Below are 25276 nucleotides of genomic sequence, written 5' to 3' on the forward strand. Positions count from 1 at the left end.
CGCAAAACTCTCCCAGAAAAGAAAAAAAGACGCCACATAGCGTCTTTCCTACGAACGAAACGGAAACACAAGAATAATCGTCGTTCCTTTTCCGAGTGCACTATCAACGGAAATTGTTCCGTTATGAGCATGAACGAGCTGTTTTGTAATGGCTAGGCCAAGTCCAGTTCCTATGTTGCTTTCTTCTGTGTTTGTTCCGCGGTAATATCGTTCAAATAGAAGTTCTTTCGTTTTTTCATCCATTCCTTTTCCGTCATCTGAAATGGAGAGTGTAAAGGAATTAGCGTTTTGTGATAGTTTTACGATGACAGTAGTTGTTTCGTTATTATGTTTTACCGCGTTTACGAGTAAGTTTTCGATAATACGCTGAAACCATTTTTCTTCAATGAAATATTGAATTTTATTTGAGCTCGGTACGAATTCAATATTTTGATTTTGGAGTGTTGGATTGTTAATAAATTGCAATAATACTTTTTGAACGAACTGATTGATTTCAACGTTTACGTGTTGGGCAGGAAGGCTGTTATTTTTTAATTGATACGTTAAGCTTAAATCATCAATTAATGTCGTCATATATTGAGATTTCTCTTTCATAACACTACCAAATTGCTGAATATCACGATCAGTCCAGTTATATTGATTCGATTCGAGTAATAATGCGTAGCCATATATAGAGCTAAGTGGTGTTTTTAAATCATGCGTTAGACCGGTAATCCATTCTTCTCGTGTTTGCTGGAGTACTTGCCTCATTGCATCATTTTTTTTGAGTGTAATAGAAAGGTGTTCTAGTGAACTTGTTACATCTCTAAACAAACGGAATGACCATTTTTCTTTACCAGATCGCCGGAACCTGACAGGTTTTCCTTTTTTACTAATAGGTTCTTCATACTTTCCACCAGCGATATTTTTTAGCCAGCGCATCGCATGTAATAACGGTTTTCCGAATTTATTACCGTACCAAATAGAAAGAATGACTAAATAAACAAATACGATAAGAAGGATTAATCCGCATCCGATGAGAAACTTCTTAGTAAATACATCTTCAATTTCGTCATCTGGATAGTAGTGCTCATTTTTTGCAGTTACAACGAGAAGGTTGCCACTATTTGCATCGTAAAAGCTAGACGTGTTTTCTTTATGATTCCATGGTTCTTTTGCGTTAAGAGCAGCTTGTATGGCAGAAAACGTTTTTTTCTTTCCATTTGGATAGGAGAATACTTCTTCGCCGCCACTATTAAAGATTTGAAGAGTAGCCTTTTCTTTAGAAAGTAACTGTTTTTCTTCTTCTGTTAATGTGAACGTATCTGTAGATACAGAAGGGTGCTCTTTCTGGATCGTTTTCAGTAATACATTGCTTTTTAACATACCACCATAAATAACAAGTGCTTTCTTTTCTTCTAATTCAATTTCCCAATATGTAAATTTATAATTGCTTTCGATATGATGCTGTATATATGCGACTAAAGATGTCTTCGTATAAGCATCCGGAACATCATTTGGTGTATTAAAGTGGTAGAGGATTTTTCCGTTTTCATCTACAACTTGGAGCCAATCATTTTTCTCCTTTATTAAATCTTGCACTTCAGATTGTAACGAAATATGCCCATCTTCTGAAGAGATGTATCTTGAAATTGTAAAACTATCAGAATCCGGAATGTTAGGTTCGTATAAAGTACTAGTAAGAAGAAAAATTAAATAAGTAAAAGCAGCAACTACAGCGATAAGTAATGTAACTAAAACAAAAACGTGTTGCATGATAAATTGAATAATAAGTCGTTTATTAAAATTCATATCGTCACCCTACTTTGTAACGAACTTATAACCAAGCCCGCGAACGGTTTTTATATATTCTGGTTTACTTGGATCGTGTTCAATTTTTTCACGTAGTTTTCGAATGTGGACCATAACAGTGTTGTCATCGCCATTATAGGCAGGTGCTCCCCAAACTTTTTCATATATTTCCTCTTTCGAAAATACGTAGTTCGGATTCTCGCAAAAGAAGAGTAGTAGTTGAAAGAGTTGAGCAGAACATTCGACAATGTGCCCATCTACTGTTAGTTCTGCAGAGTGCTGATCAATTTCAAATCTTCCAAATGAAATTGAGTGTGGTTTTTGTTCGTGTGGTACGGTTTGTTTCATATGTCTCCGAAGCTGTGCTTTCATACGTGCTACTACTTCTAATGGATTAAATGGTTTCGTAATATAATCATCTGCACCGTATGAAAATCCGGATATTTTATCTAAATCAGATGCTTTTGCTGATAGGAAGAAAATTGGACAATCTGTTTGTTGGCGAATGATTGGACAAATATCAAAACCAGATTGTCCAGGAAGCATTACATCTAAAATAATTAAATCGTAATTGTTTTGCTTAGTTAGAGATAAAGCCATTTCAGCTGATGTTGCAGTTGTAATATGAGAAAAGCCTTCTTTTTCAAGAATGGTAGTTAGTAATTGTAAAATTGCTGTTTCATCATCAACGAGTAAAATATTTGCTTGGTACATAAACATCCCTCCTAATTTTCTCGAATATCATATCATCATTTTGTAACTTATGGAATTTTTAAGGAAATTTTAAGGTTTTCTTTCGCAAAAAATTAAGAATCAAATGATATGATAAAAGTAACATAGGGGAGGAGATGAGTGTGAACCCGTTTCAAGTGATGCGAGCTAGATATTTTTTAATTGTATTTGCACTATTAATTTTAATAGCGAGAAGTAGTGGCGATTTGCTAACAAGTATATTTCATATACAAAATTCTTCTTTTATAAATATCCTTATATTCTATATCCTTCCGATGGTATGGATTTCTTATGAGTATAGAAAGCACCACATTTCATTTTCATTATTTGTTAATAAAAATGAAACATTTAACTTGGTACAAGTTTTATACATTACGGTTATGTTATGCATGTTTAGTTACGGGTATCTTATTTTGTATATGTATAGTTTTGCATGGATTACACCGGACTTTATTATGAACGCCCTGCATGAACCAATTGTAGATAGTACTGGGGGATATGTATCTCAAGTCATTAGGGTCGTATTCATCGCACCAATTATCGGGGAATTTGTTTTTCGCGGATTTTTACTTCAACGTTTTGCAACAAAATGGGGAACGAGCATAGCGACCATCGTTGTAGCAATATTGTTTGCGTTGTTACATGTTGATTTCCTCGGTGCAGCCATATTCAGCATCGTATTGTCAATCGTATATATTCGTACGAAAAGTTTACTCATGCCAATTGCAATACATATGTTAAACAATGCATTTGTAATAGGTGCGTCTTTTCTAATAAGTAGAGAAAAAATTATGAGTTTTGCCGATTTCTCAAATTATACGACATTCTTTCCTGGACTTATTATTTTTATAACAGGATTAAACTTAGTACTTATCTTTTTATTTGTTAATCGCAAATATTGGAGTAAAGAAGTGCCGGTTATATATGCAGAGCAGGAAAAGAGCTTTTCAGATGTAGTCGGGAGTAAATAAGATGAAGAAGACGGTTGAAAAAATATTAAAAGACATTATAGATTCTACGTCTATTACAGATATGTGTGATAAAAGCGTTTGTCATTGGCTTCAACCTGTAGTAGATACGATTGTGTTTCCAGAGTATTACTTATTTTCTAGTACTCATTTAAAAGAAAATATTATTTCTCTTCTTATTGTGTTCGGGGTTTTACTAATATTTGGTCTAATTGTAGAAGAAATGATGAAGCGCATCTTCAAAAAGAATGAAGAGAAGTATATGTGGATTCATAAAGTATTCGAGAAAGTAATGGTGGCTTTCCTTTTGTTTTATGGTATAAAAACAATCATTTACTTTATAGCTTTGAAACATCATTAATTCGAAATTTGAAAGGGGTGTATAAAATTATATGAATGAAACGATATCATCAAATAAGTTTTTTTATTTGATTTTACTTAGTCTAGTGTTAATAACGACAGTGAATGTTATTTTGCGCTGGGAGGAAGCTTATTTTTTCATGTATTTAGCGCTCCATTTGCTAGGGATTTTATGTATAAGTGGTGGAGTCGTTACTGAAAAAAAGAATGAAGAAAGCGTTAACTATATGTGTGTGATCGGTCTTGTTTTACTTTTAGCCGTACAGGGTATTATGAAATATAGTTCTTTCTCTTTACAAGATTTTAGTTTATTAATAGATGTACTTCCTTAAAGAGGCTTTTTATTTTATCTAAAAAGGAAGTAGGGTACGTGTTGGTTTGTAAGTGTACGGATTGTGAACCGAAGAAAGTGTTTAAAGATAGGTAAAACTCTTCTTATGTAGAAGAGTTTTTTTATGTAAATAAAAAGATCCAGAGCAATTCACATAATAAGCTTGTTCTAATTTAGCGTGTACGAACTTACAATAATAATAGACAGGCAGCATAGAGGAGGGAATAGCGTGAAGAAGGTTATCGGTTGGTCGCTTTTTTTGTACGTTGGATTTGCGTTACTTATATATTGGTATTTATTTGGATGGAATCATGAACTTATTCCGGACATGTATAAGGGAACGAGTGCAGATCCAGAAACGTTTATGAGTACGAGAGAGCTTACGCTAAGCCAAGATTATTCGCGCGTGAAAAATTTACTATACTTTTTAGCGACGCCTCTTGAATGGATTATTTTATTATTTGTACTTGTGCTAGGTATTTCAAGAAAGTTTGAGAAATGGTCGAAGGAAACGACTAAAATAAGTGTTTTGCAAGTTGCGATTTATTTCTTTTATTTATCATTACTGACAACAGTGCTTGCCTTACCGATGCAATGGATTGGCCGGAAAGTGTCCGTTGATTACGGCATTTCAACACAAAGTACACAAAGCTGGATAAAAGATCATGTTATCGGTTTTTGGGAAAGTTATGCGACTATGTTAATCGTAGTTACCGTTCTATTATGGCTTATCCGTAAATTTCCGAAGAGATGGTGGCTCGCAGGATGGGCGCTCTCTGTTCCATTTACAATCTTTTTAACATTCATACAGCCTGTCGTTATTGATCCACTGTATAACGACTTCTCGACGCTGAAAAATAAAGAATTAGAAACGAAAATTTTAGCGATAGCAGACAAAGCGGACATTCCTGCTAAACACGTATATGAAGTAAATATGTCAGAAAAAACGAATGCATTAAATGCTTACGTAACAGGAATTGGCCCTAACGCCCGTATTGTAATGTGGGATACAACACTTAAGCAGTTAAAAGATAAAGAGATTTTATTTATAATGGCCCATGAAATGGGGCATTATGTTATGAAACATATATATTTTGGCGTTGCAAGTTATGTATTGCTATCGTTTATAGGTATGTTTTTAATTAGTCGTATTATAAATATGTGTATTCGCAAATGGGGAGATACATTGCAAATTTCAAAAGTAGCATGTTTCTCCATGTTACCTTTATTTTTCTTAATTTCTTCTGTCCTCTCTTTTGCAGCACAACCAGCAACAAACTACGTTTCACGTATAGAAGAAAGAGCGGCAGATCAATATGCTTTAAATATGACGAAGGATGGGAAATCTGGTGTGAAAACTTTTCAATATTTATCAAAAACAAGTTTAAGCCAAGTAAATCCGCCTGCGTTAGTAAAATTTTTCTTATACACGCACCCACCAATTTTTGAAAGAATTCATACGTTTGAACAATATGAGAAACAAAGCAAAAAGGAGTAGCATGATAGCTACTTCTTTTTTTATAGAGATATAAGTTTCATATTGGGAATATTTATCATTGCTTTTTATTACGATTTTGTAAATAATAAGCTATAAAATTCTAAAAATCTATATATAAAGGAATAAAGGTGGAAAAATGTATTTTTTACAAAATTTAAAAGTGAAATATAAATTATTAGCGCTTATTTCATTAGCAGTTTTAGGTATGGTAATTATGAGCAGTGTAGCAATTAATTCTATTAATAAGATTAAGCACGATACAGAGGTTGTAGTAGATGATTATCAATATTCTGCAATTTTATTAGAAGGAATGCTTCGTACACAAAATTCATTAGAATATAACTTACTAGAATTAATTACGGCATCACAAAATGAAGTGGCAAATAAAGAGGGGATAATTGATAATATTGACAAGGATCTTAAAAAATATGATTCTTTATTAAAAGAATATGATGATGGTTTTAATTTAAGTAAGCAAGAGGATGAACTATTTCAGAAGATGAAGAAATCTTTGCCAAGTTATAAAGATACATATAAAAAATTATTTGAAAAGGCGAAGGCAACAAATGAGCCACAAATGGTAAATGAATTTCAGAAGGAATTAAAACCGAAGGGAATAGAGTTAGCTGGTTATGCAGTGGATCTAGAATCGTATGTTTCAAATTTAGCTGACCAAGTATTTAAAGATTCTCAAAAAATGATTGATCGTTCCGTTATTACCTTTATCATTCTTGTAGTAGTTACTACAATCGTTATATGTATAGTAAGTTATATTATTAGCAAGCTCATAGTTGCTCCTTTACAAACGGTTAGTCGTATGATGGAAAGAGCGAAAGAAGGAGATTTAACCGTACATGGTGATTATACTGCTAAGGATGAATTAGGTGTATTAGTAAGTAATTTTAACGAGATGATTGCAGGGCTAAGAACAAATATGCAAGAAGTAGAGAATAATATTCAGCTTTTATTCCAACATGCAGACGGAGTAGTATCTGCATCAGAAGTATCTAGTAGTGCAGCGAAGAAAATCACTATGGATATTGAAGAAGTTGCAAATGGTGCAGAGAGTCAAATGCAAGCAATGGAACAAACTGCGGGTGCGATGGAAGAGTTGACGCAAGGAATGCAGAGTATAGTCAATACATCATCCTCTGTAAATGAATTATCTGCTCAATCAGCATTAGATGCAGAGAGTGGTAACAAATTAATGAAACAAATGATTCAACAGATGGATACAATCCAAAATTCGGTACATAGCGGTGTGAAACAAGTAGAGACTATGAAAGAACAATCAGAAGAAATTGTTAAAATCATTGATGTTATGCAAGGTATTACCTCCCAGATTAACTTATTAGCATTAAACGCCGCAATTGAGGCTGCACGTGCTGGTGAAAGTGGTAGAGGATTTGCAATTGTGGCAGATGAAGTGCGGAAATTAGCAGAACAATCTAGTGATTCTGCAAAACAAATTGAGAATCTTATTACTCAAGTTATGGGAACAACGAACCATACGGTACATATGATGGGGAAAGTAGATAATGAGGTACAGGCAGGTACACAAGTAGTAATGCATACAGAAAAAGTATTTGGAACAATTACAGAAAAAGTACAGCAAGTATCTGAGCAAATTCAAACGGTATCTATGTCTACAGATGAAATTGCAGCGAGTAGTGAGGAAATCTCGGCTTCTGCAGAAGACATGGCTCAAATTTCCCAAAGATCATCTGACCGAACTGATAGGGTAAAAGAGTCTATTCAACAGCAAGAAAAATCTGTTCAAGAGATTTCGGTTTCAATTGAACATATGCATAACGCAGCAGGAAAATTAAAACAAATAGTTGCCCAATTTACTCTTCAAAAGTAGTAGCATATTTGAGTGTTAATAAATATAAAAAAATCATCCTCTTTTAAGAAAAAAGGATGATTTTTTTATCCCGTTATTTGCTGGGCAGTAAGACCCCCACCTCAAAATTCAGCGAAAGCGAGTTATCAGTGAAGGGGGATGCTACCTCTGAAATATAAACCATGAATATAGTAATCTCCATTAGGCATCTCCTTTAGGTGCCAATAAAGGGAAGTTATAAAGTGAAAAGGAGTTTTTAAAGAGATTGTAGAATGTTTTAGTATATAACACCTTAGATGTGACAACTTCCTTTTTGAAAAAGAAAGAAGGGGGTATAAAGCAGAAAGGTAGTGGGAATATTTCTTCTAGAAGATTTGCATTTTATCTTACATTCACAAAAAAAATAGTACTCCTGAAACAATGAAGTTCATTTTATTTGAATGAAATAGGGAGAGAGGATAATGAAGAAAAAAATATTGGGTGTAATGATGATTGCGACAATGGCAGGAGGTATATTTGCAGGGGCGAATGTGACACCTGTAAAAGCGGAAGAGTATCCACAAATGATTGTGTTTGAAGATGTTCCATACGGATTTTGGGCATATGATGCTATTATGGATTTAGCGTATCATAAAATTATATTAGGGTATGGAAACGGGAAGTATGGTGTTGGCGATCTTATAACACGTGAACAAGTAGCTGGGACTATTTACAGAACACTTGAGATAAAAGAAGAAGGGCCAGTAGCGAATCCATATAAAGATGTTTCTGATAGTACAACCACTTTTAAAAAGGAAATTTTAGCGTTAACAAAACGTGGTGTTTTTACAGGGGATGGCCAAGGGAATTTTAGGCCGAAAGCACCAATCTCTAGAGCGGAAATGGCTGTCATTTTAAAACGAGCATTTAATTTTGAAACGAAACAAAAACATACATTTAAAGATATTCCAAAAGGTCACTGGGCAGAAGATGCAATTAGTGCGTTACAATCTAATAATGTTGTGAGAGGAACTGGGAATGGCATGTATGAATTAAATCGCCCTGTACCTAGAGAACAATATGCTCAGTTTATTAATAATGCGATTATTAATTATCATTTGAAAGAGGATTGGAAGTAGAGTGAAATATGAAAGCACAAATAGAAAAATTTGTGCTTTTTTGTTTGTTTAAAAAAGAATTATTATTCGTATTTATGTATTTTTATGGTTATAAACAAGCTTTATAATCAACCCGATGAAAAAGACATGATGTGTAATATGATTCACAAAACCGTCACGAAATGTGTCGGAAAATATATTGTCACTATACCATTTATTCTGTATATTTTAAAAAAAACATATACATATTGGGGAGATAATTTGATGAGCAAAAAATTATTAAAAACAGCTACAGCATTAACAATTATGGGTGGGGTGTTATTCTCAGCAGAGAGTAATAGTGTAAAAGCGGAAAGTGCACCGTTGCAAAAAGCAAATACAATTGTATTTAAAGATGTACCAAAAGGACATTGGGCATATGAGGCAATTCATGAATTAGCGGAACAAGAAATTATTTTGGGATATGGCGATGGAATATTCGGTTTTGGGGATAATGTAACACGTGAGCAAGTTGCAGCTTTAATTTACCGTGTGTTTGATATGGAAGAACAAGATGAATATGAAAACCCATATGGAGATATCGATGAAAATTCAACAAGCTTTATCGAGGAGATATTGGCTCTAACGGAAATCGGAATTTTCCAGGGAGACGAGAATGGAAACTTTAGACCGAAGGCGACGTTAACGCGTGCGGAAATGGCACAAGTTCTTACGAATGCTTTTGACCTACAGGCAAAGGGATCTCATAACTTTAATGATGTTTCAGCAAATTCATGGGCAACGAATGCAATTAGTGCAGTACAAACAAATGGTATTACAATGGGAATCGGAGAAGGTAAATTCGGTCCGTCTATGAAGGTAACGAGAGAACAATACGCACAGTTTTTACATAGAGCAATATTGCATGATATGGAACAAGGGCAGTAATAAAGTTTAACTAGTCAAAGTGAAATTCAAAAATAATACAAAAAGGTCGTTGTTGTATAACAGCGGCCTTTTTTGTATGAAATAAAGCGCGAAAGAATAGCGTTTTGAAAAAAAACGAAATGAATTTTCAAAAAAAACTTCCTTTTCTGAAGATTTGTTATATAATATAAAACATGAAATCAAATCTGTTATAAAACAGTTTAAGAAGGGGATGCTAATATGTCGACGCAAACTTCACGGGTTACACTCGTTGGAGAAATGTTACCAGCGTACAGCGAAATATTGACACCTGAGGTGCTTAGTTTTTTGAAGGAACTACATGAGAATTTTAATGAGCGCCGCATAGAACTTTTACAAAAACGTGTAGAAAAACAAAAGAGAATTGATGCAGGGGAGTTTCCGAAGTTTCTAGAAGAAACAAAACACATACGTGAAGCGGATTGGACAATTGCCAAGCTGCCAAAAGACTTAGAGGATCGCCGTGTAGAGATTACTGGACCGGTAGATAGAAAGATGGTCATTAACGCTTTAAATTCAGGAGCGCATCTTTTTATGGCGGATTTTGAAGATTCGAATTCACCAACTTGGGAAAATGCAGTGGAAGGCCAAATCAATTTACGAGATGCAGTAAAGGGAACGATTTCACATGAAAATGATAAAGGGAAAGAATATAGATTAAATGAGAAAACAGCTGTACTCATTGTACGTCCAAGAGGATGGCATTTAGAGGAAAAGCATATGCAAGTTGATGGGAAAAATATGTCGGGTAGCTTAGTAGACTTCGGCTTGTACTTTTTCCATAATGCGAAAGCTCTTTTAGCAAAAGGGAGCGGCCCATACTTTTACTTACCGAAAATGGAAAGTTATTTAGAAGCGAGATTATGGAATGATGTATTCGTATTTGCTCAAAAATATATCGGCATTCCAAATGGAACGATTAAAGCAACTGTGTTACTGGAAACGATTCACGCTTCGTTTGAAATGGATGAAATTTTGTATGAGCTAAAAGATCATTCTGCTGGTTTAAACTGCGGAAGATGGGATTATATTTTTAGCTTTTTAAAGAGTTTCCGTAATCATAATAAATTCTTACTACCAGATAGAGCACAAGTCACGATGACGGCGCCATTTATGCGTTCGTATTCTTTGAAAGTAATTCAAACATGTCACCGCCGTAATGCACCAGCAATTGGAGGAATGGCGGCACAAATTCCGATTAAAAATAATCCAGAAGCAAATGAAGCAGCTTTTGAAAAAGTGCGTGCTGATAAGGAACGCGAAGCTTTAGACGGTCATGACGGGACTTGGGTTGCCCACCCTGGACTTGTACCGGTTGCAATGGAAGTGTTTAATCACATTATGAAAACACCAAATCAAATTTTTAGAAAACGTGAAGAAATATGTGTAACAGAAAGCGATTTACTAGAGGTACCGGTGGGAACGATTACAGAAGAGGGCCTTCGCATGAATATTAGCGTAGGTATTCAATATATTGCATCTTGGTTAAGCGGACGGGGAGCAGCACCCATTTATAACTTAATGGAAGATGCGGCAACAGCTGAAATTTCAAGAGCACAAGTATGGCAATGGATTCGTCATGAAGGTGGAAAACTAAATGATGGTCGTAATATTACGCTTGAATTAATGGAAGAATTAAAAGAAGAAGAATTAGCAAAAATAGAAAGAGAGATTGGTAAGGAAGCCTTTAAGAAAGGGAGATTCCAAGAGGCGACAACGTTGTTTACAAATCTCGTTCGAAATGATGAATTCGTACCATTTTTAACATTACCGGGTTATGAAATTTTATAAAAAATGAAAAGGGGATGGAACAAATGAAAAACGAAAGAATCGAGAAGTTACAAGAAAGCTGGGAATTAGATGAGCGTTGGAAAGGGATCACACGTCCATATTCCGCAGAAGATGTAATTCGCCTGCGCGGGTCAATTGATATTGAACATACGTTAGCGCGTCGTGGTGCTGAGAAGCTTTGGACATCGCTTCATACAGAAGACTATATTAACGCACTTGGCGCATTAACAGGAAACCAAGCGATGCAACAAGTAAAAGCTGGGTTAAAAGCGATTTACTTAAGTGGTTGGCAAGTAGCAGCTGATGCAAACCTTTCTGGGCATATGTATCCAGACCAAAGTTTATATCCAGCGAACAGCGTACCTGCTGTAGTAAAACGAATTAATCAAACGCTTCAACGTGCGGATCAAATTCAGCATATGGAAGGAAGCGATGATACAGACTATTTCGTACCGATTGTAGCAGATGCAGAAGCTGGATTTGGTGGGCAATTAAATGTATTCGAACTGATGAAAGGTATGATTGAAGCAGGTGCATCAGGTGTGCATTTTGAAGATCAATTATCTTCAGAGAAAAAATGTGGCCATTTAGGCGGAAAAGTACTACTACCAACGCAAACAGCAGTACGCAATTTAATTTCTGCACGCCTTGCAGCAGATGTAATGGGAGTGCCGACAATTATCGTTGCAAGAACAGATGCGGATGCAGCTGATTTAATTACGAGCGATATTGATCCTGTTGATAAAGCATTTATTACAGGAGAAAGAACACCAGAAGGGTTTTACCGTACGAATGCAGGTCTTGATCAAGCAATTGCGCGCGGTTTAGCGTATGCACCGTACGCAGACCTCGTTTGGTGTGAAACGTCAGAACCAAATTTAGAAGATGCAAAACGATTTGCGGACGCAATTCATAAGGAGCATCCAGGGAAGCTACTTGCATATAACTGCTCACCTTCATTCAACTGGAAACAAAAACTAGATGAAAAAACAATTGCAAGCTTCCAAAAGGAAATCGCATCTTACGGTTACAAGTTCCAATTCGTAACACTTGCTGGATTCCATTCATTAAATTACGGTATGTTTGAACTAGCACGTGGCTATAAAGAGCGCGGCATGGCAGCATACTCTGAACTACAACAAGCAGAATTCGCAGCTGAAAAACATGGCTACTCTGCAACACGTCATCAACGTGAAGTAGGAACAGGCTACTTTGATGAAGTGGCACAAGTGATTACAGGCGGAACTTCATCAACGACAGCGTTAAAAGGATCTACGGAAGAAGCACAGTTTACGAAATAAAAGGAAGGGGCACCTTTTTGAAAGGTGCCCCTTGTTATTTTCTAAACGATTCGAAAAGAGAGATTGAGTTGTCGGCAAAAAACGATACTAACTTTTCTTTATTACTAAATCAACTCCACTCAGCCCTATGATCACGAATAAACTTCATATCTTTCTCATAATGCTCTAGATGTCCTTCATCGATCATTCTTTGGAAATTCAAGTCGCCTTCTTGAGCTTTTCGTTTCATATATGTACATAACCCTTCTAATCGAAGCAACACCATTCCTAAGTAATCTTCATCCATATTTTTATCATAGGACTGAACGAACAAATTCACTCTCTCTTTAATACGATCTGCATGTTGCGATGAGTCATAATGAACGGCTTCACCGGATTCAGTATAATACACTCTACTTAAAGGCACACAAGTATAGAGTGTATAAGCGATATCCCATAGTCTTGGACCAGGAGCAGCAACATCGAAATCAATAATCCCTACTGGCTTCTCATTATTAAAAATAATGTTATATATGGCAAAATCATTGTGACATAAAACCTCAATGTTATTTGGAGTATGATCCATCGGTTTCCAATCAGCTAATAACGGAAAATCACTTACAGCATCATGGTAAAGGCGGAGCATCTTTGCTATTTCTTTTAATACATCATTAGATCGCATATATTCTTTTAAAGGATAATTGCCAGCTTCTCCTTCAATAAAGGATAAAATCTCTCTATCCTTTTCATCTGCACCTAAAAACTTTGGAGCATAATGAAATCCTTTGTTTTCTAAATGTTGCAATAGCTTATGAATCTTTTCACTGTCTGGCTTTAACTCTCGCCGAACAGTATTTTCAGAACGATATACGCTTGAGACGTTTCCCCCTGTTAGCCTTTCTTCTTTAGCGTAGTTTGACATGTGAAAATTCCCCCTGTGATTAAAAAATCCAATTCCAAATAGTGAATAGACCAACAACGGCAGAAAAGAGAAGGGAAGCAAGCAATGCTAGACAGCCAAAAGGAACTAGCTTATCTTTCCATGTTTCTTTATACTCATAAATTAACTCCTCTGCTACTTTCTTCTGCACTGAAGATAAAGGTTGATCTTTATACAAACCTTTTATATGGTTAGAATCGCCTTTAAACTTTAAAGCACGTGCAATATGATGAGGACTATTTCCCATTGATTTTTCAAATAATAAACATGATTCATGCATAATACCTGTTTTATGCTCTTCTAGATACCAGTAACGTCCAGCCATTTCTGGATATTGTAATTTATAATAAATATCTCCGAGTTGTTTTCGAAGATGTAATTCATTTGGGTATGTAAAGATGAGGCCATGCAATCTATCTCTTGCTTTTCCAAGATTATTATTTTCAATATCCTCTTCAATTCTTTTTAATGTTTTTTTAGGAATTTTATTGGTCATAAACTCCTCCTTATTTAGAATAGAGATAATTATATTTTATAAGAAATACTAAAAATTAGAAATTCTATTTTCGAAAAAGATTGTACATTTTATTTTAATGTGCTATGATGATGTCAGTTGAATAGTTAAATTAAGCAATCCATATGTTATCAAGTGCTGAAAACGAACGAGAAAAAGTATGTGAGAACTAGTTTATGTTTCGTATTTGATAATGTGTGGATTCTTTTTTTAGACAGGAAGACTAAAAAATTTAAAATTTGTATTTTCTTAGGAGGAAATAATTATGGCAGTAACAGGACAAGTAAAATGGTTTAACAACGAAAAAGGTTTCGGTTTCATCGAAGTTCCAGGCGAAAACGACGTATTCGTACACTTCTCAGCAATCGAAACTGACGGTTTCAAATCTTTAGAAGAAGGTCAAAAAGTTAGCTTCGAAATCGAAGACGGTAACCGTGGACCTCAAGCTAAAAACGTAATCAAACTATAATTTTATAGTTGATGATGGAAAAAAGGATGGCTAATGCCATCCTTTTTTTGTTGTGGAGAAAGTTTTTTTAGAGCCTGTTTTTATATCTAAATCTCTTTTTCGATGTTACAACTGGTAAAAAATTATCTGGAATGCGTATTAGTTTCTGTAGAAGAATTAGTTCAGCAAGAGCATTTGCTGCGTATGATAGTAAATAACTATAAATTTGTATTCTCTGTTGAAATGGGGAAATCTTTTCCAGATAGACCTTGAGTAACATCTTTTTTGTTAGCGTTGTTGTTGGAATTTTGTACGTTTTGAGATGATGTTTCTAACAGTTGTTCTTGTTCCTTACTAGGGGTATTCAGAGCATCTGAGGGAATGCTATTAACCTGCTGATTTAATGGATTTTCTTTATCCATAGTATACAACTCCTTTGTAGAATTCGATAAAAAGCAATGTAATTATAAATAGCTACTTATATATATTGTGTTTTTGAATGACATTATATACAAAACTTATATTGCAAAGTTAACTAATTAACGAATTGTTAGTGATGGATAAAGATGTACAAATTTGAATTTTTTAATAAAAATTAAAAGCGGGTAACAAGTACAAATACTCTTTCTCATGTTTTATATAAGGATCATATTACAAATCAAAAAAGATGTAGAGAACCTTGGAAGAAAATATAGTCGTTTTTTAGGGGGAAGAAGAATAAATAAAATGATACTACAAATGTAAAAAGGCATTCCATAAAGGAAGGCCTTTTAATGTTCTTGCCCTGATTTTTTCTTCTCACGTTTTTTACATTCTGGACATTTTGATTTACGAAACGGTTTGGCAAAGAATAGCAGAATGAAAAATAAACCGAATATAATACTAGCTGAGTTTTTCACGATAATGACGCTACTATTTTTCATTTGAATCGATGGTTGGATCTCTTTTTCTTCCATAGTGGCCCTCCAGATATTGGATTTACATTTTAATTATAGCAAAGTTAGTTGTTGTAATGATGTGAAATGAGGAATGGATAATAAATATTTATAGGTAGTATAAATGCTGTTTTTATAACTTTAAAATTAATTAATTTCTATATTGTGATTTTATTGTTTAACAAATGTTTGATAAATGATAAAAAATTGTAAAAAAGCGGAACTTGTAAGCTATTTCCTTTTCATAGATGCTAAAATTATATATGCAGCTGCTAATATAAATGGAAAAAAGGAGATAATGGAGTATGGAAAGTAAAGTGGAACGCTATGTCGAAAATTATGTTGTAACGAAAAATACGATGGCCTTACTTCCTGTTATTCTAAGTGAAAAGAAAATTGTTACGCGAGTCGTTGAAATGAATGATTCTTTTTTCGTATTTCAAAAACCTCTAGATATTATAGAAAGAAGTTGCCGCAAGCATGGCTCTAGTTTCTTAGGCAGAAAAGAAGGAACGAAAGAGTTAACTCATATTACACATAAAGCACCGATTGCGATTAGTCCAGCAGATCAACTTTATTTTTTCCCTACCTATTCTTACTCTAGAAAAGAGTGCGCGTGGTTGTCTCATTTTTATATTGAAAGTAATAAAGAATTAAAAGATGGAAATCTTATTATTAGATTTATAAATGGCTTTGCTGTGAAATTAGAAATATCAAAAACTAGTTTTGAAAATCAACAAAATCGTACAGCGAAATTACGTACTGAATATGAAGATCGTAGGAAAAAACAAGGGAATCCTTGTTTTAAAGAGGTCGATAAAAAAGAGGAATCAACATTAAGACCCGCTTATGAGAAGGTGTATTTTGTGAAGGAAGGCGAAGTGTGAAAGGATGGGGGAATCCCCATTCTTTTTTTGTTTGTCAGTCAATCTTTGTAGATAAGGCGATATATTAGAAAAAACGAGTTGTAATTGATATATTTAGAAAATCACCAGTATAATTTCATTTACCGATAAAAACCGAAAAACAATCTAAATAACAAAATGAACGACACGTCCTGTCGAATATTGATAGATTATCATAGCTAAATAATGAAGGAATTCTTATGAAAGATATGGAAACTTTAATAAATACATCTCCGTATGTCGTATCTACCATTTCCTCTTTCATATAAGCAATGATACAGTAGGGATAGTATTTAGAGTAAAGGGGTAAAGTGTAGAATGGATTTTCAGACAATCAAAGAGTATTTTTCACCAGAAAATATGGATCATATTGTTGAGAGTTATAAAGCGTTCGGACCACTTCTTGGTATTGGTTTACCGATGATAGAGGCGTTGATTCCAGCATTACCGCTTATTGTATTTGTACTGGCGAATGCTGTTGCATTTGGCTTTTGGCTCGGTTTTCTTTATTCATGGCTTGGATCAGTAATGGGTGCATTACTTGTCTTTTTCATCATCCGCCATTTTGGTCGCAGTCGTTTCTTTTCGTTTGTAAATAAGCATGAGAGAGTACGAAAAGCAATGGGGTGGATTGAAAGGAAAGGATTCGCACCGATTTTTGTTATATTTTGTTTTCCGTTTACACCGTCAGCGCTAATAAATGTTGTCGCTGGTTTATCCCGAATTAGTGTAAAACAGTTTGGTCTAGCGTTAGCATTCGGAAAACTTGTGATGATTTTTATTTTAACGTATATCGGTCATGATTTAATGTCATTTATTCATAATCCAGTGAAATCAGTTATTGTAGCGATTGGTATTTTTATTTTATGGTATGTCGGTAAGAAAATCGAAGTAAAGTTAGAACTACATTAAGAATAGTCTTCTTTGTAAAGGAAAGCTTCAGTATTAAAGGATAAGGGGAGAAGCAGATGAAGAAAACTTTGAAAAAAGAAGGCATAGAGTGGATACGAACAATTTTAATTGGTGTATTATTAGCTGTATTTTTTCGAACGTTTTTCTTTTCAACGTATGTTGTAGAGGGGAAGTCAATGATGCCGACATTGCAGGATGGCAATATGCTAGTTGTAAATAAGGTGAGTTATCAAGTTGGGGACTTGAACAGATTTGACGTTGTGGTATTTCATGCGAATAAAAAAGAGGACTATGTAAAGCGGGTTATCGGTTTACCTGGAGATCATATTGAATATAAGCAGGATAAATTATATATAAACGGTCAATTTATTGATGAGCCGTATTTAGAGAAGTATAAGAAAGAGATAAATGGAAGGCAACTAACAGGCGACTTTACATTAGAAGAGTTAACGAAAGAAAAGCTGGTGCCACCCGGGTTTATTTTTGTAGTAGGTGATAACCGGCTCGGGAGCTGGGATAGTAGACACTTTGGCTTTGTAAAAGCTGATACAGTTGTCGGTAAAGTTGATTTGCGATATTGGCCAATTCAAGAGGTGCAAACGAATTTTTCAAAAGGTTGATATAATGAAGTAGAAGTATAGAAAAGACAAACAACTCAGTTTGTCTTTTTTCGTGTACTATAATACAATTATAGTAGCAAACTAACGTTCGTTATGTAAGTGAAAGGTGGGGTTACATGTCACTTCGATTTGTGATTGGTAGAGCGGGAAGTGGAAAAAGTACACTTTGTTTACGCGAAGTGCAAGAAGAGTTAAAACAACGCCCGAGAGGGAAAACAATATTATATCTTGTGCCAGAACAGATGACATTCCAGACGCAGCAGGCGTTAATTGGAAGTGAGGATGTAAGAGGTTCTATTCGGGCACAAGTTTTTAGTTTTTCACGATTAGCGTGGAAGGTACTACAAGAAGTTGGCGGAGCGAGTCGTCTTCATATTGATGAAGCGGGTGTACATATGTTACTCCGTAAAATTGTAGAGTCTCGTAAAGATGGATTATCGGTGTTCCAAAAAGCAGCGGAGCAAAACGGTTTCTTTGAACATCTTGGCAGTATGATTGCAGAGTTTAAACGTTACAATGTAACGCCATCTAACGTATATGAAATGTGGCAACAATTAGATGCGCATAGTAGCAGTGCCGAACAAAAGTTACTAGCGAATAAAGTGTATGATTTACAGCTATTATACGATGATTTTGAACGTGCTTTAATCGGAAAATATTTAGATTCAGAAGACTACTTGCAATTGCTAGTGGAAAAGCTTCCGCAGTCTGAATATGTAAATGGTGCGGAAATTTATATAGATGGATTTCATTCATTCTCCCCGCAAGAGTTAGAGATTGTAAGACAGCTTATGATTTGCGGAGCGAGAGTTACGATCACGTTAACGATAGATGAAAAAACGTTAGCGCAGCCAGTAAATGAACTTGATTTATTTTATGAAACGACGTTAACGTATGAAAAAATCAAACAAGTAGCGCGTGAAGAGAAAATAGAAATTGAAAAAACAATTCCACTTATGGAACAGCCGCGTTTTCATTCTCCGGCATTAGCACATTTAGAAGCTCATTATGAAGCGCGTCCGAATGAAAAATTTAACGGTGAAGCGAGTGTAACGATTAGTACAGCTGCGAATTTACGAGCAGAGGTAGAAGGTGTTGCGCGTGAAATTCGTAAACTTGTGGCGGAGGAAAACTATCGTTACCGAGATATTGCGGTTCTTCTTCGTAATGGGGAAAGTTATTACGATGTGATGCGAACGTTATTTACAGATTACAATATCCCACACTTCATCGATGAAAAGCGTCCGATGTCACACCACCCATTAGTAGAATGTATTCGTTCTGCACTCGAGATTATTAGTGGGAATTGGCGTTATGATGCGGTGTTCCGCTGCGTGAAAACAGAGCTTTTATATCCATTAGACGTAAGAAAAGAAACGATGCGTGAAGAAATGGATGAATTTGAAAATTACTGTTTAGCGTACGGTGTACAAGGAAAGAGATGGACTTCAGAGGATCCATGGATGTATCGCCGTTATCGTTCTCTTGATGATACGAACGGGATGATTACAGATAGTGAACGTGAAATGGAAGAGAAAATAAATAGGTTACGTGACGTTGTAAGAACACCTGTTATTCGCATGCAAAAAAGGTTAAAGCGTGCAGGAACAGTTATGCAAATGTGTGAAGCAGTTTACTTATTTCTAGAAGAGCTGGATGTTCCGAAAAAACTAGAAGAATTACGTATACGTGCAGAAGAAAGTGGAGATTTCTTATTTGCGACAGATCATGAACAAGTATGGGAAGAAGTAATGAGCCTTCTTGATACGTTTGTAGAGATGCTTGGTGAAGAGAAAATGTCTCTTTCTATGTTTACGGACGTTATGTCGACAGGTCTTGAGGCGCTTCAATTTGCTAACATTCCACCGTCATTAGACCAAGTGTTAATTGCTAATATTGATCACTCCAGGTTATCTGACGTGAAAGCAACGTTTATTATAGGTGTAAATGAGGGGGTTATTCCAGCAGCACCTATGGACGAAGGTATGCTTTCTGATGAAGAAAGAGAAGTTCTTGGTGCAGCAGGGATTGAATTAGCGCCAACGACGAGACAAACTTTGTTAGAAGAACAGTTCGTTATGTATCAAATGGTAACGAGAGCATCTGAGAAGTTATATATTTCATGCCCGCTTGCAGATGAAGAAGGAAAGACGTTACTTGCGTCTAGCTTTATTAAGAAAATAAAAAGAATGTTCCCTAATGTGAAAGATTCATTTATTACGAATGACGTAAACGATTTATCACGTTCAGAACAAATTTCATACGTAGCAACGCCAGAAGTAACGTTATCTTACGTTATGCAGCAACTACAAACGTGGAAGCGATACGGATTTGAAGGGAATTTAGACTTTTGGTGGGACGTATATAATTTCTACGTAACTTCAGATGAATGGAAACAAAAAAGTAGCCGCGTCTTATCAAGTTTATTCTATCGAAATCGTGCGAAGAAACTAAGTACAGCAGTAAGTAGAGATTTATACGGAGATATAATTAAAGGAAGCGTCTCTCGTATGGAACTATTTAACCGTTGTGCATACGCTCATTTTGCGCAGCACGGTTTATCGCTTAGAGAGCGTGATATTTTCAAGCTTGATGCGCCGGACATCGGCGAATTATTCCATGCGGCATTAAAGAAAATTGCGGACAAGCTATTGCGTGAAAACCGTACTTGGGCGGATTTATCCATAAAAGAGTGTAAGCATCTTTCTGTTTTAGTAATAGAAGAAATCGCACCGTTATTACAACGACAAATTTTATTAAGTTCAAACCGTCATTTCTATTTAAAACAAAAACTACAACAAATCATTTTCCGTACGTCAATCATTCTTCGTGAACATGCGAAGTCAAGCGGATTCGTACCAGTTGATTTAGAAGTGCCGTTCGGTATGGGTGGTACAGGATCACTTCCGCCGATGGAATTCTCATTACCAAATGGTGTGAAGATGGAAGTTGTCGGCCGTATTGACCGTGTTGATAAGGCAGAAGATGAAAACGGGACGTTCTTACGTATTATTGATTATAAATCAAGTTCAAAAGCGTTAGATTTAACGGAAGTGTATTACGGATTAGCACTTCAAATGTTAACGTATTTAGATGTTGTTACTTCGAATGCACAGACGTGGATGAAAAAAGGTCACGCAGCATCACCAGCTGGTGTATTGTATTTCCATATTCATAACCCAATCGTTGAGATGAAAGGTGACGCATCTGAAGCTGAAATTGAAAAAGAAATTTTAAAGAAATTTAAAATGAAAGGACTCGTATTAGGAGATGCTGACGTTGTTCGTTTAATGGATAACAAACTTTCAACAGGAAGTTCAGATATTATTTCTGCTGGCCTGAAAAAAGACGGTAGCTTTAGTGCGCGTTCAAGTATTGCAAGTGAGCAAGAGTTTAACGTACTGCAAAAATATGTACACCATACGTTTGAAAATATCGGAAAAGATATTACAGAAGGTGTTATCGATATTGCTCCTTATAAAATGGGAAATAAAGCAGCATGTACGTTCTGTAACTTCAAATCTGTTTGTCAATTTGATGAGTCACTTGAAGATAATCAGTTCCGATCGTTAAAAGATATGAAAGATAGCGAAGCGATGGAGAAAATAAGAGAGGAGGTTGGCGGAGAATGATAGAAAATTGGCCTGAAAAACCAGAAGGTAGTCAATGGACAGATGACCAGTGGAAAGCTGTTGTAGCGAATGGACGTGATATTTTAGTTGCGGCTGCAGCTGGATCAGGTAAAACAGCAGTATTAGTTGAACGTATTATTAAAAAGATTATTAATGAAGAGAATCCAGTCGATGTCGACCGCCTGCTCGTTGTAACATTTACGAATGCAGCGGCGCAAGAGATGAAAAACCGAATCGGGGAAGCGTTAGAAAAGGTATTAATTGATGAACCAGGCTCTCAACACGTAAGAAAGCAGCTGAGCCTATTAAATAAAGCTTCCATTTCAACAATTCACTCATTCTGTTTACAAGTAATTAGAGGATATTACTACATGCTTGATGTTGATCCTCGTTTCCGTATTGCGAATCAAACAGAAAATGAATTGTTAAAAGAAGAAGTGCTAGATGACATATTAGAAGAAGAGTACGGAATCGAAGATAATACAATCTTCTTTGAACTTGTTGATCGTTATACGAGTGACCGTAGTGATGATGACTTACAACGTATGATTTTAGCGCTTCATACAGAGTCAAGAGCGCATCCAAATCCGGAAAAATGGCTTGATAAATTAGTAGAAGCATATGACGTAGAAGGAAAGACAATTGAAGATTTAGTATATGCTTCTTATTTATTAGAAGATGTGAAATTCCAGCTTGAAACAGCGGAACAGCATATTCGTAAGGCAACTGAACTCGCAATGCTTCCTGACGGTCCAGCGCCTCGCATTGAAACCCTGCAAGCAGATCTAGCTTTACTTGGAACGCTATCATCAGCTGCTCATGAGTCGTGGACAAGTTTGTATGAAGCGATGCAAAATGTATCGTGGCAAACGTTAAAGCGTATTAAGAAAAGTGATTACAATGAAGATGTTGTAAAACAAGTAGACTCTCTTCGTAATAAAGCGAAAGATGAAGTGAAGAAATTACAAGAAGAGTTATTTAGCCGAAAACCTGAAAGTTTCTTACGAGATTTTCAAGATATGCACCCAGTATTAGAAAAGCTTGTTCAACTTGTAAAAGTATTTACAGAGCGTTTCCAAGCGATGAAGCGAGATAAAGGAATGGTCGATTTCACAGATTTAGAGCATTTCTGTTTACAAATTTTAAGTGAACAAAGTGAAAATGGTGAAATGAATCCGTCAGCAGTGGCGCTCCAATATCGTAATAAATTTGCTGAAGTATTAGTCGATGAATATCAAGATACGAACTTTGTACAGGAATCTATTATTAAATTCGTAACGAAAGATTCTGAGAGTGAAGGAAACTTGTTCATGGTTGGTGACGTAAAGCAGTCGATTTATCGTTTCCGACTAGCCGAACCAGGACTATTCCTAGGAAAATATAAACGCTTCACACAAGAAGGATTGGGCGGTGGAATGAAGATCGACTTAGCGAAAAACTTCCGTAGTCGTCATGAAGTGTTAGCAGGTACGAACTTTATCTTCAAACAAATTATGGGTGAAGAAGTCGGAGAAATCGACTACGATGCAGACGCTGAATTAAAGTTAGGTGCTACCTATCCAGAAGGTGAAGATGTAGCGGCAGAACTACTGTGCATTCAGCAAACGGAAGAAGAAGTAATAGACGGAGAAGAAGGTGCAGAAGTCGAAAAAGCACAGCTTGAAGCTCGTCTTATGGCGCAGCGCATTAAAGCGATGGTTGATTCAGGTTATGAAGTGTATGACCGTAAAAATGATAGTATGCGCCCAGTACAATACCGCGACTTCGTTATTTTACTTCGCTCCATGCCGTGGGCCCCGCAAATTATGGAAGAGTTAAAATTACAAGGAATTCCAGTGTACGCTGACCTTGCGACTGGTTACTTTGAAGCGACGGAAGTAAATATTATGATGAACGTATTCCGCGTTATTGATAATCCGATGCAAGATATTCCGCTTGCAGCTGTACTTCGTTCTCCAATCGTTGGATTGAGCGATGAAGAACTTGCAACGCTTCGTGCTCATGGAAAGAAAGGCTCGTTTTATGAAGTAATGAGCTCATTCTTAAAAGGGGCACCACTTGAAGAGGAGCAAGAACTTCATGATAAATTAGAGTGGTTTTATAACTTACTGCAAGGATGGCGTGAATTCGCGCGCCAACAATCACTTTCTGATTTAATTTGGAAAGTGTACGGTGAGACAGGTTATTACGACTTCGTTGGCGGTTTACCAGCTGGAAAGCAAAGGCAGGCAAACTTACGCGTACTATATGACCGCGCAAGACAATACGAAGCAACATCATTTAGAGGATTATTCCGCTTCTTACGTTTTATTGAACGTATTTTAGAACGCGGTGATGACATGGGTACGGCGAGGGCCCTCGGTGAACAAGAAGACGTTGTTCGCATTATGACGATTCATAAAAGTAAAGGGTTAGAGTTCCCGGTTGTATTTGTAGCTGGACTCGGTCGTCGTTTTAATACACAAGACTTGATGAAACGTTTCTTATTGCATAAAGATTTCGGTTTCGGTTCGCAATTTATCGATCCGCGTAAACGAATTAAATATACAACATTATCACAGCTTGCGATTAAGCGTAAAATGAAAATGGAATTAATTGCGGAAGAAATGCGCGTACTATACGTAGCGTTGACGCGCGCGAAAGAGAAGTTAATTTTAATCGGAACAGTTAAGGATGCAAATAAGGAAATGGAAAAATGGCTTGATGCGAGGGAACATAGTGAATGGTTATTACCAGATCACATACGTGCCGGGGCGTCTTGTTATTTAGACTGGATTGCACCTTCATTATATAGACACCGTGATAGTGAAATGCTTCTTGAATTAGGACAAGGAAGTATTCCAGATGAAATTTACGGGTATGACACGAGCTGGAAAGTAGAAGTTGTGGACGGTAATACGCTACTTGCACCAGAGCCAGTTCAAGAAGAGAAACAAGAATTGTTAGAAGCGCTTCGTGAGAAAAAGGCTGTGCCGTTAGAAAGTGAACGAAAAGATGAAGTGTACGACAGATTAATGTGGAAGTACGGATATGAGGAAGCAACATCTCACCGTGCGAAGCAATCTGTTACAGAAATAAAGAGAAATTATCAATCAGAAGATGGTAGTGATAACGCCTTTATTAAAAAACTACGTGCACCAATTAAAACACGTCCGCGCTTTATGGAGAAAAAAGGGTTAACGTACGCAGAGCGCGGAACAGCAGTCCATGCCGTTATGCAGCATGTTGATTTGAAGAAGCCGATTACGGTTGAAGTTCTTCAAGAGCAAATTGCTGGAATGGTAAATAAGGAATTATTAACATTCGAGCAGGCGGAAGAAATAGCGATTGAAAAAGTAATTTCATTCTTTGACAGTGACTTAGGTAAAAGGGTATTAGCGGCGAAAAGTGTTGAGCGTGAAGTTCCATTTACGATGATGCTTGCAGCAGAAGAAGCATATCAAGATTGGCAAGGGAATAGCGGGGAATCGATTCTTGTCCAAGGGGTTATCGACTGCATGATTGAAGAGGAAGATGGCATTACGTTAATCGACTTCAAAACAGATACGATTGAAGGGAAATTTCCAGGCGGATTCGAACAAGCGAAACCAATTTTAGAAGATCGATATAAAGTGCAGCTTTCGTTATATGCAAAAGCACTGGAGAAAAGCTTGCAACATCCTGTAAAAGAGAAATATTTATACTTCTTTGATGGGAATCACGTTGTAAATATTGAAGAATAGAGGGGCTTGAAA

21 protein-coding genes and 1 pseudogene are annotated in these 25276 nt (G+C 36.1%); 16 read left to right on the forward strand and 6 right to left on the reverse strand.

The window, feature by feature from the left end:
- Positions 1-48: 48 nt before the first annotated feature.
- Together NST27_RS05710 and NST27_RS05715 are read right to left on the reverse strand one after the other, a co-directional pair.
- Complete coding sequence (locus NST27_RS05710) at positions 49-1791, reverse strand: sensor histidine kinase (protein WP_001010441.1); 1743 nt, start codon at positions 1789-1791, stop codon at positions 49-51.
- 9 nt (positions 1792-1800) lie between these two features.
- On the reverse strand, positions 1801-2505 hold the full coding sequence (locus NST27_RS05715; protein ID WP_000283870.1) for a response regulator transcription factor: 705 nt from the start codon (positions 2503-2505) through the stop codon (positions 1801-1803).
- A 140-nt stretch (positions 2506-2645) separates the two neighbouring features.
- Here NST27_RS05715 and NST27_RS05720 point away from each other — a divergent pair, with 140 nt between their 5' ends.
- From NST27_RS05720 to aceA, 10 genes and pseudogenes are all read left to right on the forward strand, one after another.
- Complete coding sequence (locus NST27_RS05720; protein WP_001067985.1) at positions 2646-3494, forward strand: CPBP family intramembrane glutamic endopeptidase; 849 nt, start codon at positions 2646-2648, stop codon at positions 3492-3494.
- 1 nt (position 3495) lies between these two features.
- The gene (locus NST27_RS05725; RefSeq protein WP_000754332.1) at positions 3496-3852 is read left to right on the forward strand and encodes a hypothetical protein; all 357 of its coding nucleotides are present in this window, start codon (positions 3496-3498) and stop codon (positions 3850-3852) included.
- Positions 3853-3883: 31 nt separating this feature from the next.
- A complete protein-coding gene (locus NST27_RS05730) occupies positions 3884-4183 on the forward strand; it encodes a DUF2101 family protein (RefSeq protein WP_001006050.1) in 300 nt (99 codons plus the stop codon).
- 228 nt (positions 4184-4411) lie between these two features.
- Positions 4412-5680 carry a M48 family metallopeptidase gene (locus tag NST27_RS05735; RefSeq protein WP_000755730.1) on the forward strand — a complete coding sequence of 423 codons (1269 nt, stop codon included), beginning with the start codon at positions 4412-4414 and terminating at the stop codon, positions 5678-5680.
- A 136-nt stretch (positions 5681-5816) separates the two neighbouring features.
- Positions 5817-6596: pseudogene (locus NST27_RS29525) on the forward strand (MCP four helix bundle domain-containing protein); the annotation flags it as partial.
- A gap of 156 nt (positions 6597-6752) precedes the next feature.
- Positions 6753-7544, forward strand: coding sequence for a methyl-accepting chemotaxis protein (locus NST27_RS29530; RefSeq protein WP_404978265.1), 792 nt, complete (start codon positions 6753-6755; stop codon positions 7542-7544).
- A gap of 440 nt (positions 7545-7984) precedes the next feature.
- Complete coding sequence (locus NST27_RS05745; RefSeq protein WP_000727095.1) at positions 7985-8641, forward strand: S-layer homology domain-containing protein; 657 nt, start codon at positions 7985-7987, stop codon at positions 8639-8641.
- A gap of 138 nt (positions 8642-8779) precedes the next feature.
- Positions 8780-9547 (forward strand): S-layer homology domain-containing protein, encoded by a 768-nt coding sequence (locus NST27_RS05750; protein ID WP_141525960.1) that lies wholly within the window; start codon positions 8780-8782, stop codon positions 9545-9547.
- Between the two features lie 219 nt (positions 9548-9766).
- Positions 9767-11356 (forward strand): malate synthase A, encoded by a 1590-nt coding sequence (gene aceB, locus NST27_RS05755; RefSeq protein ID WP_000107348.1) that lies wholly within the window; start codon positions 9767-9769, stop codon positions 11354-11356.
- Between the two features lie 23 nt (positions 11357-11379).
- A complete protein-coding gene (gene aceA, locus NST27_RS05760; RefSeq protein WP_000787346.1) occupies positions 11380-12657 on the forward strand; it encodes an isocitrate lyase in 1278 nt (425 codons plus the stop codon).
- Between the two features lie 109 nt (positions 12658-12766).
- Here the strand turns inward: aceA and NST27_RS05765 are convergent, their stop codons facing one another.
- Together NST27_RS05765 and NST27_RS05770 are read right to left on the reverse strand one after the other, a co-directional pair.
- Positions 12767-13558: a phosphotransferase gene (locus NST27_RS05765; protein ID WP_000073786.1), complete on the reverse strand. Its 792-nt coding sequence runs from the start codon at positions 13556-13558 to the stop codon at positions 12767-12769.
- Between the two features lie 19 nt (positions 13559-13577).
- Complete coding sequence (locus NST27_RS05770) at positions 13578-14072, reverse strand: DUF6584 family protein (protein WP_000182386.1); 495 nt, start codon at positions 14070-14072, stop codon at positions 13578-13580.
- 283 nt (positions 14073-14355) lie between these two features.
- Here NST27_RS05770 and cspA point away from each other — a divergent pair, with 283 nt between their 5' ends.
- Positions 14356-14559: an RNA chaperone/antiterminator CspA gene (cspA, locus tag NST27_RS05775; RefSeq protein WP_000301518.1), complete on the forward strand. Its 204-nt coding sequence runs from the start codon at positions 14356-14358 to the stop codon at positions 14557-14559.
- 197 nt (positions 14560-14756) lie between these two features.
- Here cspA and NST27_RS05780 read toward each other — a convergent pair whose 3' ends face one another.
- Together NST27_RS05780 and NST27_RS05785 are read right to left on the reverse strand one after the other, a co-directional pair.
- Positions 14757-14960, reverse strand: coding sequence for a hypothetical protein (locus NST27_RS05780; RefSeq protein WP_000356922.1), 204 nt, complete (start codon positions 14958-14960; stop codon positions 14757-14759).
- A gap of 348 nt (positions 14961-15308) precedes the next feature.
- Positions 15309-15494 (reverse strand): hypothetical protein, encoded by a 186-nt coding sequence (locus NST27_RS05785; RefSeq protein WP_000391372.1) that lies wholly within the window; start codon positions 15492-15494, stop codon positions 15309-15311.
- 284 nt (positions 15495-15778) lie between these two features.
- On the opposite strand from NST27_RS05785, the gene NST27_RS05790 reads away from it, so the two are divergent.
- The 5 genes from NST27_RS05790 (at position 15779) to addA (ending at position 25264) form a co-directional block, all read left to right on the forward strand.
- The gene (locus NST27_RS05790) at positions 15779-16360 is read left to right on the forward strand and encodes a competence protein ComK (RefSeq protein ID WP_000444441.1); all 582 of its coding nucleotides are present in this window, start codon (positions 15779-15781) and stop codon (positions 16358-16360) included.
- A gap of 336 nt (positions 16361-16696) precedes the next feature.
- Positions 16697-17290 carry a TVP38/TMEM64 family protein gene (locus NST27_RS05795; RefSeq protein WP_000347517.1) on the forward strand — a complete coding sequence of 198 codons (594 nt, stop codon included), beginning with the start codon at positions 16697-16699 and terminating at the stop codon, positions 17288-17290.
- Positions 17291-17346: 56 nt separating this feature from the next.
- Positions 17347-17910 carry a signal peptidase I gene (gene lepB, locus NST27_RS05800; RefSeq protein WP_000751910.1) on the forward strand — a complete coding sequence of 188 codons (564 nt, stop codon included), beginning with the start codon at positions 17347-17349 and terminating at the stop codon, positions 17908-17910.
- Positions 17911-18026: 116 nt separating this feature from the next.
- Positions 18027-21542: a helicase-exonuclease AddAB subunit AddB gene (gene addB, locus NST27_RS05805; RefSeq protein WP_047385731.1), complete on the forward strand. Its 3516-nt coding sequence runs from the start codon at positions 18027-18029 to the stop codon at positions 21540-21542.
- Positions 21539-25264, forward strand: coding sequence for a helicase-exonuclease AddAB subunit AddA (gene addA / locus NST27_RS05810; RefSeq protein ID WP_000572257.1), 3726 nt, complete (start codon positions 21539-21541; stop codon positions 25262-25264). Before addB ends, addA begins: the two co-directional genes overlap by 4 nt.
- Positions 25265-25276 lie beyond the last annotated feature (12 nt).

This window comes from Bacillus sp. FSL W8-0770, assembly GCF_038008705.1.
GTDB classification, from domain to species: domain Bacteria; phylum Bacillota; class Bacilli; order Bacillales; family Bacillaceae_G; genus Bacillus_A; species Bacillus_A cereus.

Excerpts from the sequence above, each read along its gene's own strand:
- lepB (WP_000751910.1), top strand. The coding sequence starts at position 17,347 with ATGAAGAAAACTTTGAAAAAAGAAGGCATAGAGTGGATACGAACAATT.
- NST27_RS05770 (WP_000182386.1), bottom strand. The coding sequence starts at position 14,072 with ATGACCAATAAAATTCCTAAAAAAACATTAAAAAGAATTGAAGAGGAT.
- NST27_RS05795 (WP_000347517.1), top strand. The coding sequence starts at position 16,697 with ATGGATTTTCAGACAATCAAAGAGTATTTTTCACCAGAAAATATGGAT.
- addB (WP_047385731.1), top strand. The coding sequence starts at position 18,027 with ATGTCACTTCGATTTGTGATTGGTAGAGCGGGAAGTGGAAAAAGTACA.
- NST27_RS05790 (WP_000444441.1), top strand. The coding sequence starts at position 15,779 with ATGGAAAGTAAAGTGGAACGCTATGTCGAAAATTATGTTGTAACGAAA.
- NST27_RS05765 (WP_000073786.1), bottom strand. The coding sequence starts at position 13,558 with ATGTCAAACTACGCTAAAGAAGAAAGGCTAACAGGGGGAAACGTCTCA.
- aceA (WP_000787346.1), top strand. The coding sequence starts at position 11,380 with ATGAAAAACGAAAGAATCGAGAAGTTACAAGAAAGCTGGGAATTAGAT.
- NST27_RS29530 (WP_404978265.1), top strand. The coding sequence starts at position 6,753 with ATGCAAGCAATGGAACAAACTGCGGGTGCGATGGAAGAGTTGACGCAA.
- addA (WP_000572257.1), top strand. The coding sequence starts at position 21,539 with ATGATAGAAAATTGGCCTGAAAAACCAGAAGGTAGTCAATGGACAGAT.
- aceB (WP_000107348.1), top strand. The coding sequence starts at position 9,767 with ATGTCGACGCAAACTTCACGGGTTACACTCGTTGGAGAAATGTTACCA.
- NST27_RS05725 (WP_000754332.1), top strand. The coding sequence starts at position 3,496 with ATGAAGAAGACGGTTGAAAAAATATTAAAAGACATTATAGATTCTACG.
- NST27_RS05715 (WP_000283870.1), bottom strand. The coding sequence starts at position 2,505 with ATGTACCAAGCAAATATTTTACTCGTTGATGATGAAACAGCAATTTTA.
- NST27_RS05780 (WP_000356922.1), bottom strand. The coding sequence starts at position 14,960 with ATGGATAAAGAAAATCCATTAAATCAGCAGGTTAATAGCATTCCCTCA.
- cspA (WP_000301518.1), top strand. The coding sequence starts at position 14,356 with ATGGCAGTAACAGGACAAGTAAAATGGTTTAACAACGAAAAAGGTTTC.
- NST27_RS05745 (WP_000727095.1), top strand. The coding sequence starts at position 7,985 with ATGAAGAAAAAAATATTGGGTGTAATGATGATTGCGACAATGGCAGGA.
- NST27_RS05710 (WP_001010441.1), bottom strand. The coding sequence starts at position 1,791 with ATGAATTTTAATAAACGACTTATTATTCAATTTATCATGCAACACGTT.
- NST27_RS05730 (WP_001006050.1), top strand. The coding sequence starts at position 3,884 with ATGAATGAAACGATATCATCAAATAAGTTTTTTTATTTGATTTTACTT.
- NST27_RS05785 (WP_000391372.1), bottom strand. The coding sequence starts at position 15,494 with ATGGAAGAAAAAGAGATCCAACCATCGATTCAAATGAAAAATAGTAGC.
- NST27_RS05750 (WP_141525960.1), top strand. The coding sequence starts at position 8,780 with ATGATTCACAAAACCGTCACGAAATGTGTCGGAAAATATATTGTCACT.